Source organism: Janthinobacterium goodfellowi (genome assembly GCF_051380695.1).
In the GTDB taxonomy this organism is placed as follows: domain Bacteria; phylum Pseudomonadota; class Gammaproteobacteria; order Burkholderiales; family Burkholderiaceae_D; genus Janthinobacterium.
Genome location: NZ_JBNYXN010000001.1, coordinates 1,569,559 through 1,588,535 on the forward strand (window position 1 = coordinate 1,569,559; position 18,977 = coordinate 1,588,535).

Below are 18,977 nucleotides of genomic sequence, written 5' to 3' on the forward strand. Positions count from 1 at the left end.
AGAATGACATGAGCAGCAAGATGAGCAGCAATATGGGTGGCAAGAACAGGGGGGCGGGCCAGGCGGGTCCGAAACATCACGGCGGCAGCATCGCGGTCACCGTCCACGAGCAGGACAGCGGAGCCATGGTCGTCAATGCCGCCATCAGCCTGTACCGGGGAGCCGAGGCGGATTGCCACAACTTCAATGCCGCCGCCTGGGTGCCCGATCCCGCCATGCTGGTGGGTGTGCGCTGGACGGATGGGCGTGGCAGCACCGTGTTTGCCGACCTGATGACGGGCAGCTACGTGGGGGTGTATGGCAATTTCCCCGCCACGCCGCCCCAGTGCGTGACGGTGCAGGCAGGCTGCAGCGCCGTATTGTGCTTCAAGCCCCACCTCAACCCGCAGGTCGCGCTGGCGTTTGAAACGGCCGACTGCCATCCCAGCGACTGTCAGTTCGGCAGGGTGGGCGACCGCGCCATCGCCACCGTCTCGTTTGACGGCGATCAAAGCGCCGACGGGCGCGACCAGGTGCAGGTGCTGGCCGCCTCGCCGTGGGTACCCATGCGCGGCACGCCGAACGCGTTTTCCACGCCCGTGCGGCGCGCCGGCATGCACCGTTTCATGGCGCAGATGATGCTGTCGCAGCGTCCCGAACTGCGCAGCGCCTTGCCCGTGCCGGAGGGGCTGAGCCCGAACGCCATGCTGGCGCTCGATGCGGAATACGAGACGGAAGAGCGCCAGCCGCAGCCCATCACCGGCAACGTGGGCGTATCGCTGACGCGCACGGAAACGGAACCGACGGAAGACTTGCCGCTGTGGACCTTGATACGCAACAGTACCGAGGCGATGTCGTTTACGAATTACCTGCATTTCATGGACAGCCTGTTTTGCAGCGACCTGGCCAGCGTACGGGGCTTCGAGCAGGAACGTTTCGTGAAAAAGGCCGACATGTTCCAGCAGCTCAAGCAGCGCCGCACGCTGCCGTTTTCCGATTCCGACTCCTACCGCGTGCTGAAAGTGGCGACGGAAGCGTTCGTGATGGTCAATTGCGGTGTGCTGAACCAGCCGCTGGCCTTCAATCCGGCCGAGGACAACGCCTACCTGGACCGCCGCGACATACCGCAAGGGCGCGACCTGGAAACCGTGCTGCGCCACGACTACCTGGAAAACGTGGACGGCTTCCAGACCTTGCCCTACCTGGCCGTGATCCGCCGCAAGCTGCCCGACATCCCCATCAGCATCCCGCGGGGCCAGGAAGGCGAGGTCGACCTGTGCTTTGGCATCATCCAGGAAAAGCTGGCCAATCCTTGCCTGCTGGAACTGATCTGGTCGTACTGGCACGAAGAGGGCATGCTGGTGCAAACCATGAACGCCATCGCGCGGCGTTTCCAGAACCTGCGCGCGCCGGGCAACCATCTCGATCCCCTGTCGAACACGGAAATCGACATGCTGCGGCCCCTGAACAACTTGCTGTGGGGCTATACCCAGGATGAGCAGCACCGGCTGACCGTGGTGCGCCGCAACTACGAGTACGACCACCACTACGGTGTGCGCCTGGACGGCAAGGCGGTCCAGCACTTCCGGCCAGCCGACAGCCGCTCGAAATTCCTGGAAGCCTTCCACCATCTGCTGCGCCTGCTGACCTCGTTCTACAAGCAGGACGACGACACCACCGTGAAGGCGGACGCCTTCCCCGTGCTCAATGCCTTGAAGGAAATCCACCTGATCCTGTCGCAGGGCGCGCACAACCAGTTCGGCGACTTGCCGTCGACGGCGCGCATCGAGATGCTGATGCAGCAGTGGATGCTGGCGCGGCCCGAATTCCGCGAATTCTTGCCGACGCGCGTGATGGTGGCGTATCCGGAACCGTGGATGGACCGGGTCGACGCCATGAAGAAACTGCAGGGCTGGACCGATACGAGCGTCATGCATTTCCGTAACCTGGCCATCTTTGGCGAGCAATTGCTGCTCTCCGTGCGCTACGGCAACTGGAGCGACATCTATGAACCGACCCAGGCATTCAACTGGGCGCGCTTCTGGCGGCCGCAAGTGCAAGGCTATATCCACGGCTACCGCGCCGCCACCGGGGTCGATCTGTCCGTCGACAGCAGCGACCCGGTGGTCGAATCGACGATGCCTTCGGTGTTGCTGCGCCAGCGCCTGAGCCAGCAGCTGCGCAGCGTCTAGGGCGGGAGCGGGGCGCGTGCATGCTCGACTTTACCAGTGCCCTGTACCTGGGCATGCGCCATCCGGCGGCCCAGCTGACGCCGTGGCGCAGCCTGACCCTGGGCCAGCCGGCCGCGCTGCGCGAGCCGCCCGGCGCGCAAGCCTTGGCGGCGGACCTGGCTGCCCTGCAAGGCTGCGAGGCGGCCTGCGTGCTGCCGTCGACCCTGCACCTGTTCTGGGACCTGTTCGGCATGCTGGCTGCCGAGCGGCTGGTGATCCTCGTCGATGGCGGCAGCTACGCCATCGCGCGCTGGGGCGCCGAGCGGGCGCAGGCGCTGGGTTTGCCGCTGCGATTGTTTCCCAGCGGCGAGATGGCGGCGCTGCGGCGGCTGGCGGCGGCCTGGGGCAGGCAGGGGCGGCGCCCGTTGATCCTGGCCGACGGCTATGTGCCGGGCAGCGAACAGGTCTTGCCGCTGGCCGCTTATGCGGCCCTGGCGCGCCAGGGCGGCGGCTATCTGCTGCTGGACGACACGCAGGTGCTGGGCGTGGCGGGCGCGCAAGGCGGCGGCTCGGCGCGGCTGCATGGCTTGCGGGGCGCTTGCGACAAGGCGGGCGGCCACCTGATCGTCGGCGCTTCGCTGGCCAAGGGTTTTGGCGTGCCGCTGGCCGTGCTGGCAGGCAGCGGCGCCCTGCTGCGGCGCTTCGCGGCGCACAGCCAGACGCGCGTGCATGCCAGTCCGCCTTCGGCCGCCGTGCTGGCCGCCGCGCAGCGGGCCATGGCGCTCAATGCGCGCCATGGCGACGCCCTGCGCGCCACCCTGGCGGACCGGGTGGCGCAATGGCGCAGCGTAATGGCGGCGGCCGGCATCGCTTGCCGGGGCGGCAGCTTTCCCGTGCAGCGCCTGCCCGGGCGCGCCCATTTGCAGCAAGCCTTGCGGGCGGCGGGCGTGCTGGCACTGGCGCAAGCGGGGGACGGTCCCGGTGCGCTGACTTTTCTGCTGCGGGCCGATCATACGCCCCGGCAACTGGAGCAGGCGATGGATTTGCTTGAACATCACATCAGGAGGCGATATGAACGACGCGTTTGAAATGCTGCCCTTTGCCGGGCAAGCGGGAGCGGCAGGCGAATACGAGTGGGCGCAGGAGCAGGAGTGGGCGCAGGAGGGCGAATCCGAGTCCGAGTGGGAAGGCGAGCGCTGGCACCCCGGTAGCGGGCGCTATGGCGGCGGCGTGCGGGTGCGGCCACCGTTGCGCGGCCCGCGGCGTCCCATGCCGCCACGCTACCAGGCGAATCCGGCGCGCCGGTTCCCGCGCCCCGCGCCGCCGCTCTTTCCCTACCTGCCGCCGCGCTACCGGGGCTGGGGCGGTTATGCCCCCGTCTACCCGGCCATCTATCCATCGGCCTATCCCGTGGCGGAACCCGCGTTTGGCGACCAGCAGGAGCCGGAACCTGATCAGGACCAGGGCCAGGACGACGGCCAGCAGCAGGGCGAAATCCCGCCGACCCTGGCCGGCACCATGGGCCGGGTGCCGGAAGCGGCCGCCCTGAATTACCTGGCGCTGGGGACGCTGGCCAATGCCCTGCGCGACCCGAATGGCCGGGGGCCGGGCCTGTATGTGATCGAGTTCGATGCGGGCGGGCGGCGCCGCGCCTACAGCGGCCAGACGGACGACCTGCACCGGCGTTTGCTGCAGCACCGGCTGTGCGGCCAGATGATGGGGGTGGACCTGAGCGGGCACCAGGTGTATGTGGCGCCCCTGTCCTCGGCGGCGCAGCGGCGCCGCATCGAGCAGCGCATCCACGACGACATGTTCGCCAACCAGCGCGGCGTGCTGACCAACCAGCGGCGCGAACTGGAACTGGCCGTGCTCGGTGAAATGTGGAGCTGAATGTGGACCTGACAGCCACGCCTTGATCACAGGAAGGAGAGCATCATGCACCAACTCGAATGCGCATGCGCGCAATGCCGGCAGCGGGCCGGCGCCGCGTTTGAAGTGCTGGAATTCGGCCAGGACTGGCCCGGCAAGGGCACGGCGCCGGCCATCTTCGGCGAAGAGGAAGAACTGCAACTGGCCATGGAATTGCTGGAACTGACCAGCGAGGAGGAGCTGGAGCAGTTTCTCGGCAATGTCTTCAAGAGCGTGTGGAAGGGCGTCAAGAAAGTGGGTTCCACCATCGCCAAGGTGGCCCAGCCCCTGGGCGGCGCCTTGAAGGCCGTGGCCAAGACGGCCTTGCCCTTTGTCGGCGGCGCCCTCGGTTCGATGATACCGATACCGGGCGTGGGCACGGCGCTCGGCTCTGCCCTGGGGCGCGCGGCCAGCGATGCGCTGGAGCTGGAAATGGAGAGCGAAGCGCCGGCCGACCGCGAACTGGAGATGGCGCGCCGCTTCGTGCGCATCGCCGGGCAGGCGGCGCGATTGGCGGCCGACGGCGACGGCAGTGCGCGTGCCGTGGAAAGCGCGCTGACGCGGGCCCTGCACCAGCAATTGCCGCAGTTCCGCTCGCCTGCGCCGCAACAGGAAGAGGAAAGCGGGCGCTGGCGCCGGCGCGGCAACCGCATCGTCGTCATGGGCGACTGGAACTGAGCGCAGGGAGGCGGCCATGGCGCTGGTCATCGATTGTCACTGCCATGCGGGACCCGGTGACGGCTTGAGCGGGCCGTGGGACAGCGATGCGCCGCTGCACGCCTATCTGCGCCGGGCCCAGGCGGCCGGCATCGCCCGCAGCGTGCTGTTCGCTGCCTTTCACTCCGATTATGCGATCGCCAACCACGGCGTGGCGCGCCTGGTCACCTCCGATCCGCAGCGTTTTTATGGCTTTGCCTTCGTGCATGCGCGGCGCGACCGGGGCCGCATCATGGACCTGCTGCGCACGGCTGTCGAGCGGTATGGCTTTGTTGGCATCAAGGCGCACCGGTTTGACGCGCGCATCAGCGGCGAGCTGTGCGACGCGGCGCGCTTCTTCGGCTTGCCCGTGCTGTACGACCCGGCCGGCGAGGTGGCCGTGGCCGAACTGCTGGCGCAGCAGTATCCCGACGTCAACTTCATCCTGCCCCACTTGGGCAGCTTCAGCGACGACTGGGCGGCGCAACTGGCGCTGATCGACCATCTGGTACGCCACCGCAACATCCATACGGACAGCTCGGGCGTGCGCCGCTACGACTTGCTGGAGCAGGCCGTGCGCCGCGCGGGGCCGCACAAGGTTTTGTTCGGTTCGGATGGCCCCTGGCTGCATCCGGGGCTGGAATTGCACAAGATTCACTTGCTGGGCTTGCCGCCGCGCGATGCGGCGCTGATCACGGGCGGCAATTTTTTGCGGCTGGCGGGGCTGGCATGAGGCAGATCACAGGGCGGCTGGCGCGGACAGCGGTGTGGCGGCAGCCGCCGCTTGCGCCGCGCAGGCGGCTGCCTTGCGGCGTATCTGCAGGGCGCGGTCCGTCACGCCCAGGCGGGCGGCGGCGCGCTGGTTGTTGCCGTGCTCCTCGGCCAACACCAGGCGGATGGCCACTTCGGTGGCGCAGCGCGTGATGTGCGACAGCTTGCAGCCCTGGGCCAGGGCCCGCCGCACGGCCGCTTCGAAATGCTGGTCGGGCCAGAGCGGCGCCAGCAGCCGTTCGTCGGGCGGCAGGGCGCCGATGGTGATGGGGCCGGGACCGCAATGGCGGTGCCAGATGCGCGTGACGGTCTGGCGCAGTTCGCGCACATTGCCCGGATAGTCGCGCAGCAGCAGGTATTCGCGCACGGCGGCGTCCAGCGGGGGCGGCTCTTGTTGCGCCAGTTCGGCGAGGAAATGCCGGGCCAGCGGCAGGATGTCGTCCTGGCGCTCGCGCAGGGGCGGCGTTTGGCAACGCCAGCCGGCGATGCGGTAATACAGGTCGGCGCGGAAGGCGCCGCGCGCCACTTCGTCTTCCAGCTCGCGGTTGGTGGCGCAGACGAGGCGAAACTGGGTGGGCTGCCAGGTATTGCCGCCCACGCGCTTGTATTTGCGCTCCTGGATGGCGCGCAGCAGCTGCGCCTGCAGCGGCAGCGGCAGTTCGCCCACTTCATCGAGGAAGAGCACGCCGCCGTCGGCGAGGGCGAAAGCGCCGTCGCGCGCGGCCGCCGCGCCCGTAAAGGCGCCCCGTTCATGGCCGAACAGTTCGCTGCCCGCCAGTTCCGGCGACAGGGTGGTGCAGTCGAGGATGGTGAAGTCGCCGCTGCAGTTACTGAGGCGGTGGATCAGTTGCGCCAATAAATCCTTGCCCGTGCCCGTCTCGCCCGTGATCAGCATCGACGCCTGGCTGAAGGCGGCCATTTCCACCACCTGGTGCAGCAGGGCGGTCCAGGCCGTGCTGTCGCCCACCAGCTGCCGGCGCACGGCGCCGGACGCCAGCAGCTGCGCCACGGCTTGCCAGCGCTGCAGGCGCGCCAGCACCTGGGCCGCATCGACGCTGCCTGCCGGCCACAGCAGCACGTCGAGCGCGCCCGCCGCCAGCAGGGCACGCTTTTGCGCGCAGCTGGGTGCCTGGCCGCAGGCGGCAATGGCCAGCACGCGGGCATGACCGCACAGCGCCGGCAGCGCCTGCAGCAGCGCGGCATCGGCCTCGGCAAACAGCACGATGCCCGCAGCGTCCGCTTCGCCTTCGTGCCGCCGGGCTATAGTTACCTGAGCCTGCTTCAAGGCCGTCATCAGCAAGGCGCCACTGCCAGCCGCCGCCTGCTGCACGATTTCCAGCCACACCTTGAGCGTCATATGCCAGCCATCACGAGGGCACGAGTCGCCCATCTTAGGAGTCCGATACCCCAGCCGTTTGATCTGGCACAAGCGTGCGCGGGAGGCGCACAATGAAAAACGCCGCCTGATGCACATCAGGCGGCGCTAAGCGGCATCACTGTTTTTGACGAACGTCACAAGAATGGCTAAAAACGTTCAGGGCAAGGCGCATTGCCGAAGACAGTACGAATAGTACGGCTAGGCAATGCAACGCCGCCATGGACGATTTTTAGACGTTCTCGTCCAACTTGACGCAGTCGACGAAATAGCCACGCTTGCCATCGACTTCGCGTTTCACAAGACCATGCACATCCGTCTCGAAGCCCGGGAAGCGCTCGTTGAAGTCGCGCGCGAAGCGCAGGTAGTCGACGATGGTCTTGTTGAAGCGCTCGCCCGGGATCAAGAGCGGAATGCCCGGTGGATACGGCGTCAGCAGGATGGACGTGATGCGGCCTTCCAGTTCGTCGATGGCCACGCGCTCGATTTCGCGGTGCGCCATCTTGGCGAACGCCTCCGACGGCTTCATGGCCGGGATCATGTCCGACAGATACATTTCCGTCGTCAGGCGCGCCACGTCGTAAGCCTTGTAGAAATCGTGGATTTGCTGGCACAGGTCGCGCAAGCCCATTTTTTCGTAGCGCGGGTTGGCCGCCGCGAATTCCGGCAGGATGCGCCACATCGGCTGGTTCTTGTCGTAGTCGTCCTTGAACTGCTGCAACGCAGTCAGCAAGGTATTCCAGCGGCCCTTGGTGATGCCGATCGTAAACATGATGAAGAACGAGTACAGGCCGCATTTTTCAATGATGACGCCGTGCTCGGCCAGGTATTTGGTGACGATGGACGCGGGAATGCCCGTGTCGCCGAACTGGCCGTCCAGCGACAGGCCCGGGTTGACGATGGTCGCCTTGATCGGGTCGAGCATGTTGAATCCGGGAGCGAGGTCGCCGAAGCCGTGCCAGTCATCCTCGGCGCGTATCATCCAGTCTTCCTGCTGGCCCATGCCTTCGTCGTTGAAGCTGGACGGACCCCATACCTGGAACCACCAGTCCTGGCCCCATTCCTGGTCGATCTTCTTCATGGCGCGGCGGAAATCGAGCGCTTCCATGATCGATTCTTCCACCAGGGCCGTGCCGCCCGGCGCTTCCATCATGGCCGCGGCCACGTCGCACGAGGCGATGATGGAATACTGGGGCGAGGTCGAGGTGTGCATCAGGTAAGCCTCGTTGAAGGCATCCTGGTCCAGCTTGACCGTGTCCGATTCGCGCACGAGGATTTGCGAGGCCTGCGACAGGCCGGCCAGCAATTTGTGCGTGGACTGGGTCGAGAAGATCATCGATTCCTTGGCGCGCGGACGGTCCTTGCCAATGGCGTGCATATTCTTGTAGAAATCGTGGAAGGTGGCGTGCGGCAGCCATGCTTCATCGAAGTGCAGGGTGTCGATCTTGCCGTCCAGCATTTCGCGCAGGGTTTCCACGTTGTAGATCACGCCATCGTAGGTCGATTGCGTGATGGTGAGAATACGCGGCTTCTTGTTCTTCGCTTCGCGCGCGAACGGGTTCGCTTCGATCTTGCGGGCAATGCTTTCCGGCGTGAATTCATGCAGGGGGATAGGACCGATGATGCCCAGGTGATTGCGCGTCGGCATCAGGAACACGGGAATCGCGCCGCACATGATGATCGAGTGCAGGATCGACTTGTGGCAATTGCGGTCGACGACGACGATGTCGCCCGGTGCCACGGTCGAGTGCCACACCATCTTGTTCGAGGTCGACGTGCCATTGGTGACGAAATAGCAATGATCGGCATTGAAGATGCGCGCCGCATTGCGTTCCGACGCGGCGACCGGACCCGTATGGTCGAGCAGCTGGCCCAGTTCCTCGACGGCGTTGCAGACGTCGGCGCGCAGCATGTTTTCACCGAAGAACTGGTGGAACATCTGGCCGATCGGCGACTTCAGGAAGGCCACGCCGCCCGAGTGGCCGGGGCAGTGCCACGAGTAGGAGCCGTCGTTGGCGTAGTGCACCAGCGCGCGGAAGAATGGCGGCGACAGGCCGTCCAGGTAGGATTTCGCTTCGCGGATGATGTGGCGCGCGACGAATTCCGGCGTATCTTCGAACATGTGGATGAAACCATGCAGCTCGCGCAGGATATCGTTGGGGATGTGGCGCGAAGTGCGCGTCTCGCCATACAGATAAATAGGGATATCGGCGTTCTTGTAGCGGATTTCCTCGACGAAGGCGCGCAGCGATTTCAAGGCATGGTCGGTTTCCTCGATGGAACCGCCGCCGAATTCTTCATCGTCGATCGACAGCACGAAGGCTGACGCGCGCGATTGTTGCTGGGCAAATTGCGACAAATCGCCGTAGCTGGTCACGCCCAGCACTTCCATGCCTTCTTTTTCCATTGCGGCGGCAAGGGCGCGAATACCCAGGCCGGACGTATTTTCAGAACGGAAATCCTCGTCAATGATGACGATGGGGAAACGAAATTTCATGCATGTCTCCAAAAAAGCAAGCCGCCCCTGACAGATGTGAAGGGGCGGACTAGGGCGCGACGGTCAGGCGGTCGTACAACCCGGCAGCCGCAGAAAAAAAATAAGAACGGGATTCTCGCAGAAATGCGGCGTCTGCGGGAAAAAAATATCGCATCAAAGCGTCACAAGCGTACGCTAGCGTGACGCATGGGTGTGACAGGGGTATTACAGCAACATGCTGGCGATCGACATCACCTTATCAGGCTTTGCGTTCGAGCGTGACAAAGGCGTAAGGCAGGCCGGATTTCTCAGAAACATGGGCCTCGCGCGCGGTTTCTTGCCATACGGCATGATCCACGGCGGGGAAAAAGGCATCGCAGTCAAAGGTCTGGCCGATTTCCGTGATGATCAAACGCTGCGCCAGGGGCAGCGACTGCTGGTAGATTTCCGCGCCGCCGATGACATAGCCTTCGGCGCCATCGAGCAGGGCGATGGCCGCTTCCACCGACGAGACCGCTTCCACGCCCTCATGGCGCCAGTCGGCATTGCGCGTGATGACGATGTTGCGGCGGTTTGGCAGCGGCCGGCCGATGGAATCGAAGGTCTTGCGGCCCATGAGGATGGGGTGGCCCGTCGTCAAGCGCTTGAAATGCGCGAGGTCTTCCGGTAGTTTCCACGGCAAGGTATTGTTGATGCCGATGCCGCCTTGCTGGTCGGTGGCGACGATGATGGTCAAATGGCTCATTGCTTCTGTCAAAGTAGTGGGGGCATGGCCCGATGCCCGTCATTATCGTTGAAATTGCCGGCAGCCTCCAGATGCGCACGCATGGCGTCGGCCAGCGGACCCGGCGCTTCCAGCGGAATCATGTGGCCGGTGTTGTCTTTCAGCAGGTGCAGGGTGGCTTGCGGCAGGCGGGCCGCCATGGCGCGCAAATCGTCGGGGTTGACGAGCTTGTCGTCTTCGGCGCCCACGATCAGCACGGGACAGCTGAGTTCCGGCAGGCGTGCCATCAGGTCGGGGCGGTCTATCGTGGTGATGAATTGCGCCAGCAACACGTCCTTGCCCAGGTCCAGGCCCATTTGCCCGATCAGGCCCGTGATGGCGGCATCGTCCAGATGCGACGGGTGCAGCAGTTCGCGCAGGCGCTGGCGCGTGATGCCCGCATAGGCATTGCGCTCGAGCATGGCGACGATGCGCTGGCGCGCTTCGATTTCCGCCGGCAGCAAACCTTTGGCGGAATTGGCGATCAAAGTCAAGGACTGCACGCGTTGCGGGTGCGCCAGTGCGTGTTCCAGCGCCAGGTAGGCGCCCAGCGAAAAGCCCACCAAGTGGGCTTGCGGCGCGCTGCGGCTGGCGATCATTGCCTGCATCTGCGGGCGCGTACGCGCCTGGTGCAGGGGCACATGCCGTAGATCAAAGGCGCCGCCCAGGGCAGGCGCCAGGCGCGACCACAGGCGTTCATCGCACAAGGTGCCGGGGATGCAGTCGAGTTGTATCTTATTCAAGGACATCCCGGGTTCAAGTCGCTCATGAGGGTGAAAATTTTTGTCGAGCGGCATTATCCGTCATTTTGCGCATGGGGGCAGTCATACGGTATTTTCCGCATGGCATTATTTTCAATAGTGCGCGGCTGACAAGCAGGAACTTTATGGTAGGCTCATGGCTCATCAAGCCGGGGTACCGGCGAGGTGACCTGAAACACCGAATGCAACCCACACATTGAAGAGGAAACACCATGGCGATCAGTTTGCAAAAAGGCGGCAATGTCAACCTGAGCAAGGAAGCTCCCGGCTTGAAGAAAATCGTGATTGGCCTGGGCTGGGACCCGCGCGCCACCGATGGCGCCGCTTTCGACCTGGACGGCAGCGCCTTCCTGCTGAAAACGGATGGCAAGGCCCGTTCCGACGCTGATTTCATTTTTTATAACAATTTGAAGTCGGCTGACGGCTCCATCGTCCACGCGGGCGACAACACGACGGGCGGCGGCGATGGCGACGACGAGAAAATCGCCGTCGACCTGGCCAACGTACCGGCCGACATCGACAAGATCGCCGTGGCCGTCACCATCCACGACGCGGAAAACCGCAAGCAGAACTTCGGCATGGTGGGCAAGGCTTACATCCGCTGCCTGAACGGCGACAACGGCGCGGAAATCGCCCGCTATGACCTGTCGGAAGACGGTTCGACGGAAGCGGCCATGATCTTCGGCGAAATCTACCGTGCCGGCAGCGAATGGAAATTCAAGGCCATCGGCCAGGGTTTCAAGGGCGGCCTGGGCCCTCTGGCACGCTCGTTTGGAATCAATGCATAAAAAGCAATTGTCCGCGTAAATGTACCGGGTGGCCTCGCTGCCCGGTTCTGTATCCCCTTCTTCTCTACCTGATTCCATGGAAAACCTGATCAAGGGGCAGCGCCTGGCGCTGTCCGGCCTCGTCACGGGCAACGTCGTGCAACTGGGCCTCGCCAGTGCCGGCGTGCCGCTCGATTTCGCGTGTTTCGGCCTCGATGCCGCCGGTAAATTGTCCGATGACCGCTACATGACCTTCTTCAACCAGCCACGCACGCCGTGCGGCGGCGTGGAAGCGGCGGCGCCGTCCGGCGATGCGGCCGGTTTCAGCTACCAGCTGGACCGTTTGCCTGCCGCCATCGAACGCCTCGTCGTCACGGCCGCCATCGATGGGGCAGCGACCATGGCGCAGCTGGGCAGCGGTTACCTGCGCCTGCTCGACGGCGGGAGAGAATTGGCCCGCTTTGCGTATGCAGGATCTGATTTTGCGCAGGAAAAAGCCGTCATGCTGGGCGAGTTCTACCGTAAGGACGGGGGCTGGCGCTTCATGGCCGTGGGCCAGGGTTTCAATGGCGGCCTCGATGCCCTGGTCGCGCATTTCGGCGGCGAAGTGGCGCAGGCGGCAGCGGAACCGGCGCCGGCATCCAAGATTTCCTTGTCGAAAATTTCGCTGACCAAGGCGGGCCAGACGCACAAGGTGTCGCTGGAAAAGGGCGCGGGCGCGCCGAGCAAGCTGACCGTCAAGGCCACCTGGGTCGATAACGGCGATGGCGATGACGATAACGACGATCTCGACTTGCGCGTTGGCATCCTCTTGCCGAACGGCCAGATGCGCTTCATCCAGGCGCCGGACGCGGCCGGGAACTTCGACAGCATGCCTTTCGTGCGCCACCTGGGCGACGTGGCGGGCGCATCGGGCAAGGAGCCGGCCACGGAAACGGTGGAAGTCAATCCTGCGCTGGCGCAACATTATGGCGGCACGGTGGGCCTCGTCTTCAGCGTGTATTCGGCGGTGGCCAATGGCGCCGTTTCCGTCGCCTCCATGCGGCCGAAGATGGTCATGCAATACGGCCAGCAGATCGTCGAGTGCGACTTCGATTTTCGCTTGTCCAAGGCGGCCGACGACGATACCGTCTACACCTATGTGATCGGCATGGCGCGCATCACGCCCGACAGCATCATTCTCGAGCCGTCCGGCAAGACCTCGGAGCCGGGCAGCGAAGCGACGCCGTGGCTGAGCTGGCAGGGCGAGAACCTGCAGCTGGCCTTCAACGGTCCCGTCGTCTTCAAGGGCGAGGACAAGGAAGATGAAGATGATTGCAATGCGGACAATCCACGCCGCTATATCGCCTAGGAGGCACTGATGGAAACCTTGTCCAAAGGTCAGCGCTTGCCGCTGGCCAATCTCGTTCCCGACGGCGTGCTGGACATCGGCGTCGCCGCGCAGGGCCTGGCGCTCGACGTGGCCTGCTTCGGCCTCGATGCGGCCGGCAAGCTGTCCGACGAGCGCTACATGACTTTTTTCAACCAGCCGCGCACGCCGTGCGGCGGCGTGGAAGCGCGCGCCGGCAGCGGTGGCGACATGGCCGCGTTTGCCTTGCAGCTGGCGCGCTTGCCGGCCGGCATAGACCGCCTCGTCGTGACGGCTTCCATCGATGGCGGCGGCGTGATGTCGCAGCTGCAATCGGGCCACGTGCGCCTGCAGGCGGGCGGACGCGAACTGGCCCGCTTCGCGTTCGCGGGCAGTGATTTCGCGCAGGAAAAAGCCGTCATGCTGGCAGAAATTTACCGCAAGGACGGCGGCTGGCGCTGCATGGCCGTGGGCCAGGGTTTCAATGGGGGACTCGATGCGCTGGTGCGCCATTTCGGCGGCGAAGTCGATCAGGCCGCCCCTGCGGCGGCTTCGGCCGTCATGCAGGCGAAGATCAATCTGGAAAAGCGCGTCGAACGCGAGGCGCCGCAACTGGTCAGCCTGGTCAAGCAGGCGGGCGTGTCCTTGCAAAAAGTGGGCCTGTCCGACCATCGGGCCAAGGTGTGTCTGTGCCTCGATATTTCCGGCTCCATGGGACGGCTGTATAAAGAAGGGCTGGTGCAGCGCTTTGCCGAGCGCATCCTGGCGCTGGGCTGCAAGTTCGACGACGATGGCGAGATCGACGTTTTCCTGTTCGGCAAGAACGTCCACCATCCGGCACCGATGGCCTTGAGCAACTGCAATACCTATGTGGGCCAGGCCATACAGCGCCATCCGCTGGAAGGCGACACGCGCTATGGCGCCGCCATGCAGGCGATCCGCGCGTTTTATTTCCCAGACAAGGCCGGCGGCGAGCGCACGCGGCCCGTCGCGGCCGAGCTGCCCGTGTACGTGATGTTCGTCACCGATGGCGGCACCAGCGACCAGGCGACGACGGAAAAACAGTTGCGCTGGGCGAGTAACGAGCCCATCTTCTGGCAATTCATGGGCATCGGCAAGGGGCGCAAGTCGAAAAGCAAGTTCCTCGCCGCCTTTGCCGATTCCGACTTCCCTTTCCTGGAAAAGCTCGACGAATTGCAGGGGCGCCTGGTCGACAACGCCAATTACTTTTCCGTCAGCTCGCCCGACGAGCACAGCGATGCGGAACTGTATGACTTATTGATGACGGAATATCCGGGCTGGCTGACACTGGCGCGGGGCAAGGGTTTGCTGAGGTAGCGCAAAGTTCACTGGATGAGGCTGTACGGCCACAAGTGCCAGAGATTTGTAAATTGAAGTAAATAACAATGGTTCGCATTTGCTTTGCTGCTTGCAATCGTGGCATGCTTGGAATGTGCTCTCACGCTGCGGCGTAGTGCCTCATCCGTAGCGTCTCGATTATTTTTAGCCAAATGCATAAACTTCTTTTCCATTGCCTGGCGGGCGGCAGCCTGCTCGTCTCCGGCGCCGCCGTCCAGGCGCAAACCGTTACCGGCGATACTGCCGTCAAGCCGGCGCAGGCCAAGGCACCCGCCGTGGACGCGCCGCCTTCCGTCAGCGTGACGGCCGAACGTCCCACGGGCCGTATCGACCGGCAAGTCTACGACGTCAAGTCCGACGTGGGCAGCACCAATGGCACGGCGGCCGATGCCTTGAACAATGTGCCGTCGGTGGCCGTCGATCCCGACGGTTCCGTTTCCCTGCGCGGCAGCAGCAATGTGCAGATCTTGATCGATGGCAAGCCGTCGGCCATGCTGCAGGGCGATTCGCGCGGCGCCACCCTGAACGCCATGGCGGCCGACGATATCGAATCGGTGGAAGTGATCAACAATCCCGGCGCCCAGTTCGGCAACGAGGCCGGTGGCGGCCCGATCCTGAATCTGGTGATGCGGCGCAACCGCAAGCCGGGCGGCTTTGCCACCGTCAACGCGAATGCGGGCATTGCCGGGCGCTATAACAGCTCCGTCTCCGGCACCTATAACGAAGGGCCGTGGGGCTACCAGGGCGGCATCAATGTGCGCCATGACGGCCGCAATTCCGTGGCCGAGGTCAGCCGCGAGCGCCTGGAGCGTGGTACGGGTGCCTTCGCCCCCAGCAGCCAGCAGTCCGCCAGCAATGGCTTGAACGACTCGCTGGGCTTGCACGGCACCGTCAATTACAACCTGAATGCCAGCGACACCCTGGCCGCCAGCGTGTCGTATAACGGGCGCAGCAACGACCAGCGCTCGCTCGACCGCTACATCAATGGCGACAGCACGGGCAGCACCATCGGCGACTATGTGCGCAGCACCGTGCGCAACGGCGACAGCCGCAACTACAGCTGGGGCGCGCGCTACGACCACAAGGGCGAGTTGCCGGGCGAAACCCTCAAGATCGACCTGCGCGTGTCGTCGTCGACCAACGAGAGCGACAGCGATTACGCCAATACCTACGCGGTCGCGCCCGTGAACGCTTTCGACAGCCGCGCGCGCCAGCACAGCGAGACGGGCAACCGCATCGTCGACTTCAGCGGCGACTACGAGCGCCCGCTGGCGGGCGGCACGGCCAAGCTCGGCTACAAGGTGGCCGACAACAAGAGCAGCTTCGACACCCTGTACACGGACATCAACCCGGCCAGCCTGGCCGAGACCGTCAACCCCATGCGCAGCAACCGTTTCGAGCTCGACGAACGCACCATCGCGCTGTACGGCTCCTACCAGATGCGCCTGAGCGAGCGCTGGGGCGCGCTGGCCGGCTTGCGCGCCGAATACACGGACTTGAACGTGCGCCAGATCACCAGCGGCGTCGAGGCCGGCAACAACTACATCAACTACATTCCCAGCCTGTTCGCCACGTATAAGGTCAGCGACGAGAGCAATTTGCGCTTCAGCTATGCGCACCGCCTGCGCCGCCCGAGCGCGGGCGACCTGAATCCGTACGTGATCTACCGCGATGAGTTCAATGTGTCGGCCGGCAACCCCAAGCTGAAACCCACGCAGACGGATTCGTTCGAGGTCGGCTATGAAACGAAATTGTTTGGCCTGGAAAGCAGCTTGCGCGCCTACCACCGCCGCGACACGGATGCCATCGTCGATTACCGCTATTTCATCAGCGACAATGTGCTGCTGACCACGCGGGAAAACGGCGCAGGCAGCCATTCGAGCGGCCTGGAGTTCAGCGTCAGCGGCAAGCTCACGCCATCGTTGACCCTGAACACGAGCGGCAACCTGGCACGCAGCCAGCAAACGAGTTCCGACGACCTGGGCAACCGCAGCACGCGCACGGCGAACGCCCTGAGCGGCCGCGCGCGCCTCAATTACCAGATCAATCCCGCCAACCAGCTGCAACTGGCGCTGCAAATGCAAGGCAAGATGCTGTCGGGACAGGGCTACCGCTCGCCGAACAACACCTTGAACATGAGCTGGCGCCACACGGTGACGCCGCAGCTGAGCCTGGTCATGAATGTGACCGATGTATTCAGCAGCAACAAGATGGAAACCGTCATCAACAGCGCTTCCTTGCGCGAGACGAGCACGCGGCGCTTCGATGGACGCATGATTTATGTGGGGCTGTCGTACCGCCTGGGCGGCGCCACGTCGGCGGCGAAAGAGGGCGAACGGGAACCGCGCTTCGGTCCGCCGGGCGGACGGGGGCCGGGCGGCCCAGGCGGTCCCGGCCCGGGCGGGCCGGGAGGCGAAGCAGGCTAGGCGGCTGTCGCGATCTCGTTCAGGAAGTCGATGAAACTGTCCGCATGGCGCTCGAAGCGCCATGCGCCCATGCCGTGTTCGGCCGTGTACACGGGCGCATCGCCGCCGGCAATGGCGCCCAGGTCCAGGCAATACGGATCGGCGCCCGCGTCGGCGATCACCAGGTACTGTTCCGGCCAGCCGGCGATGGCGGCGCCGCTGACGGCATCCCAGGCGTAACCGTGCTGGGCCTCGACCAGCCCGGCCGCGCCGTACAGGCTCAAGCCTTGGAAATACTGTGGGCTGTCGATAAACACCCGCAGCGGCGAATGGCAAGCCAGGAAGCGCCGGTACTGCTCTGGCAAGGCCCAGCGCTGCGCGATGCCGGCCATGTCGGCGGCGCTGGCGATGGTCAGCCAGTTCGATGGCTGCGCCAGGTCCTGCTCTTTCCTGCGCCGGGCCGCCAGTTTTTTCTCCAGCCTGGCAGCAGCTTTTTCCAGCGGCGTGCGCGGCTCATCGAGCGCCGCGTGGGTGACGGGCACCGCATGGCCTGCGCCATCCGGGTAGCCATCGCGCTGCCAGGCCAGCACGGCGTCGAGCGGGAGGCTGTCGGGCTTCCAGTGGCCGGGGTCATGCGGCAAACCCGTGTCGAAAGGCTGGCGGCTGAAGGCGGCCAGGCTCTTGATCGCCCGGGCCCGCACTTCCAGGCGCGTGGCGCTGGACGCGGCCAGCGCCACCAGCGGCGCATAAGCGTCCTTGCCTATGCTTTTCAGCATGCCGTCGACGGCCCGGTAGGCCAGCTCGGGCTGCGCCAACGCCCAGGCGAAAAATGCCGTATGTTCATTGGCTTGCGCCAATTGCACGATATCGCTCATCAGGAAGGCGCGCCAGTGCAGCAGCTGGCCTTCCCTGGCGTAGGCGGTCAGGATGGCGAGCACGGCTTGCCGCTCGTCGGCCGCATGCTTTTTCAGCAGCCGGTCTTTCAGGCTGGAAAACTTGACGCCATCCGTTTCGTCAAACAGCTTGCGGTGCAGCGCCGCCAGCGGTGCGACCGCCATCAGACGGCCATCGCCGCCTTGATGGGCGCATGGTGTTCATAGCCTTCCAGCGAGAAATCCGACGGTTCGATCTTTTCCAGCCATTCCGGCTCGTACTTGCCCGTCTTGGCGTAATCGGGCACGCGGTCGGAAATGATGAACTTCGGCGCGGGAAACGGCGTGCGCTTGAGTTGCTCTTCCACCATGTCGAGGTGGTTTTCATAGATGTGCGCGTCGCCGATGAAATAGGTGAACCAGCGCGGCGTGTAGCCCGTCAGGCGCGCCACCAGGTGCAGCAGGGCCGCGCCTTCGGCGATGTTGAACGGCGTGCCCAGGCCGATATCGTTGCTGCGCACATATAAACACAGCGAGATTTCGCGCGTGCTGGCGTTCGGGATGAACTGGTACAGCAAGTGGCAGGCGGGCAGGGCGACGGCATCGAGCACGGCCGGATTCCAGCCGTGGAACAGGATGCGCCGGCTGCCCGGGTTCGTCATGATGGTGTCCAGGCACTCGCGCAGCTGGTCGACGGCCTTGTACAGCAGCACTTTTTGCACGCCGTCTTCGACGATGGGGGCGACCAGGGTAAAACCGTTCGCTTGCGCGTCGGCGATTTGCGCGGGCTGGTCGGCGTCGAGCAGCTTGTACGCAGGCCATTGACGCCATTGCACGCCATACACGGGACCGAGGTCATCCTCGCCTTCGCGGTAGGGATTGGCCAGCCATTGCGCATTTTCATTGGCGTTCTGGTCCCAGACCTTGCAGCCCAGCGCGCGGAATTCGGCCGCGTTGCGCGAGGCGCGCAGGAAGGCGCACAATTCGCCGATCACGGATTTGAAAGCCAGTTTCTTGGTCGTCACGGCTGGGAAGTTGCCGTTGGCCAAGTCGAAACGCATCATGGCGCCCGGCACGCTCAGGGTGCGGATGCCCGTGCGGTTGTCTTGCCAGCTGCCTGTTTCGAGCACGGTCTTGATCAAATCTTGATATTGCTGCATGTATTTCTCCAACGGTAAGGATGGTGATTGTAACGCAGGCGCGACAGGCGGGCTGCGGCCCGCACACATAATTACGCGGCCGGCTTACCTGCAAACATGACTCTGTGGTAATTTGTGTGTCCTTGAAGAAATACACAGAAACGGCAGATGCTGCACCATGTTCTTG

General features: G+C 64.4%; 15 protein-coding genes. 9 read left to right on the forward strand and 6 right to left on the reverse strand.

Annotation, left to right across the window (positions count from 1 at the left end):
- Window positions 1-8: 8 nt before the first annotated feature.
- The 5 genes from ACQ4WQ_RS07070 to ACQ4WQ_RS07090 are packed head-to-tail and all read left to right on the forward strand — an operon-like array spanning window position 9 to window position 5,487.
- Window positions 9-2,171 carry a hypothetical protein gene (locus tag ACQ4WQ_RS07070; protein WP_436495663.1) on the forward strand — a complete coding sequence of 721 codons (2,163 nt, stop codon included), beginning with the start codon at window positions 9-11 and terminating at the stop codon, window positions 2,169-2,171.
- Between the two features lie 20 nt (window positions 2,172-2,191).
- Entirely contained in the window at window positions 2,192-3,238 is a 1,047-nt protein-coding gene (locus ACQ4WQ_RS07075; protein ID WP_436495665.1) for an aminotransferase class I/II-fold pyridoxal phosphate-dependent enzyme, read from the forward strand.
- A complete protein-coding gene (locus tag ACQ4WQ_RS07080; protein ID WP_436495667.1) occupies window positions 3,222-4,040 on the forward strand; it encodes a hypothetical protein in 819 nt (272 codons plus the stop codon). The genes ACQ4WQ_RS07075 and ACQ4WQ_RS07080 overlap by 17 nt, the downstream gene beginning before the upstream one ends.
- Window positions 4,041-4,085: 45 nt before the next feature.
- Window positions 4,086-4,736, forward strand: coding sequence for a hypothetical protein (locus ACQ4WQ_RS07085; protein WP_436495669.1), 651 nt, complete (start codon window positions 4,086-4,088; stop codon window positions 4,734-4,736).
- A 16-nt stretch (window positions 4,737-4,752) separates the two neighbouring features.
- Window positions 4,753-5,487: an amidohydrolase family protein gene (locus ACQ4WQ_RS07090; RefSeq protein WP_436495671.1), complete on the forward strand. Its 735-nt coding sequence runs from the start codon at window positions 4,753-4,755 to the stop codon at window positions 5,485-5,487.
- Window positions 5,488-5,493: 6 nt separating this feature from the next.
- Here ACQ4WQ_RS07090 and ACQ4WQ_RS07095 read toward each other — a convergent pair whose 3' ends face one another.
- From ACQ4WQ_RS07095 to ACQ4WQ_RS07110, 4 genes are all read right to left on the reverse strand, one after another.
- Window positions 5,494-6,882: a sigma-54-dependent transcriptional regulator gene (locus ACQ4WQ_RS07095; protein WP_436495673.1), complete on the reverse strand. Its 1,389-nt coding sequence runs from the start codon at window positions 6,880-6,882 to the stop codon at window positions 5,494-5,496.
- A 250-nt stretch (window positions 6,883-7,132) separates the two neighbouring features.
- Complete coding sequence (locus ACQ4WQ_RS07100; RefSeq protein ID WP_326456064.1) at window positions 7,133-9,397, reverse strand: arginine/lysine/ornithine decarboxylase; 2,265 nt, start codon at window positions 9,395-9,397, stop codon at window positions 7,133-7,135.
- Between the two features lie 238 nt (window positions 9,398-9,635).
- Window positions 9,636-10,121 carry a dihydrofolate reductase gene (locus ACQ4WQ_RS07105; RefSeq protein WP_436495675.1) on the reverse strand — a complete coding sequence of 162 codons (486 nt, stop codon included), beginning with the start codon at window positions 10,119-10,121 and terminating at the stop codon, window positions 9,636-9,638.
- Between the two features lie 8 nt (window positions 10,122-10,129).
- A complete protein-coding gene (locus tag ACQ4WQ_RS07110) occupies window positions 10,130-10,888 on the reverse strand; it encodes an alpha/beta fold hydrolase (RefSeq protein WP_436495677.1) in 759 nt (252 codons plus the stop codon).
- Between the two features lie 224 nt (window positions 10,889-11,112).
- Between ACQ4WQ_RS07110 and ACQ4WQ_RS07115 the strand changes: the two genes are divergently transcribed.
- The 4 genes from ACQ4WQ_RS07115 to ACQ4WQ_RS07130 all read left to right on the forward strand — a co-directional run bounded on the left by ACQ4WQ_RS07115 (window position 11,113) and on the right by ACQ4WQ_RS07130 (window position 16,800).
- Complete coding sequence (locus ACQ4WQ_RS07115) at window positions 11,113-11,688, forward strand: TerD family protein (protein WP_076571516.1); 576 nt, start codon at window positions 11,113-11,115, stop codon at window positions 11,686-11,688.
- 76 nt (window positions 11,689-11,764) lie between these two features.
- Window positions 11,765-13,018, forward strand: coding sequence for a TerD family protein (locus tag ACQ4WQ_RS07120; RefSeq protein WP_436495680.1), 1,254 nt, complete (start codon window positions 11,765-11,767; stop codon window positions 13,016-13,018).
- Window positions 13,019-13,027: 9 nt separating this feature from the next.
- A complete protein-coding gene (locus ACQ4WQ_RS07125) occupies window positions 13,028-14,353 on the forward strand; it encodes a VWA domain-containing protein (RefSeq protein WP_436495682.1) in 1,326 nt (441 codons plus the stop codon).
- A 173-nt stretch (window positions 14,354-14,526) separates the two neighbouring features.
- Window positions 14,527-16,800: a TonB-dependent receptor domain-containing protein gene (locus ACQ4WQ_RS07130; RefSeq protein ID WP_436495684.1), complete on the forward strand. Its 2,274-nt coding sequence runs from the start codon at window positions 14,527-14,529 to the stop codon at window positions 16,798-16,800.
- On the opposite strand, the gene ACQ4WQ_RS07135 is transcribed toward ACQ4WQ_RS07130, so the two are convergent.
- Together ACQ4WQ_RS07135 and ACQ4WQ_RS07140 are read right to left on the reverse strand one after the other, a co-directional pair.
- Window positions 16,797-17,837, reverse strand: coding sequence for an SMI1/KNR4 family protein (locus ACQ4WQ_RS07135; RefSeq protein ID WP_436495686.1), 1,041 nt, complete (start codon window positions 17,835-17,837; stop codon window positions 16,797-16,799). The two genes, ACQ4WQ_RS07130 and ACQ4WQ_RS07135, sit on opposite strands and share 4 nt — an antisense overlap.
- Window positions 17,837-18,811, reverse strand: coding sequence for a thymidylate synthase (locus ACQ4WQ_RS07140; RefSeq protein WP_436495688.1), 975 nt, complete (start codon window positions 18,809-18,811; stop codon window positions 17,837-17,839). The genes ACQ4WQ_RS07135 and ACQ4WQ_RS07140 overlap by 1 nt, the downstream gene beginning before the upstream one ends.
- Between the last annotated feature and the right edge of the window lie 166 nt (window positions 18,812-18,977).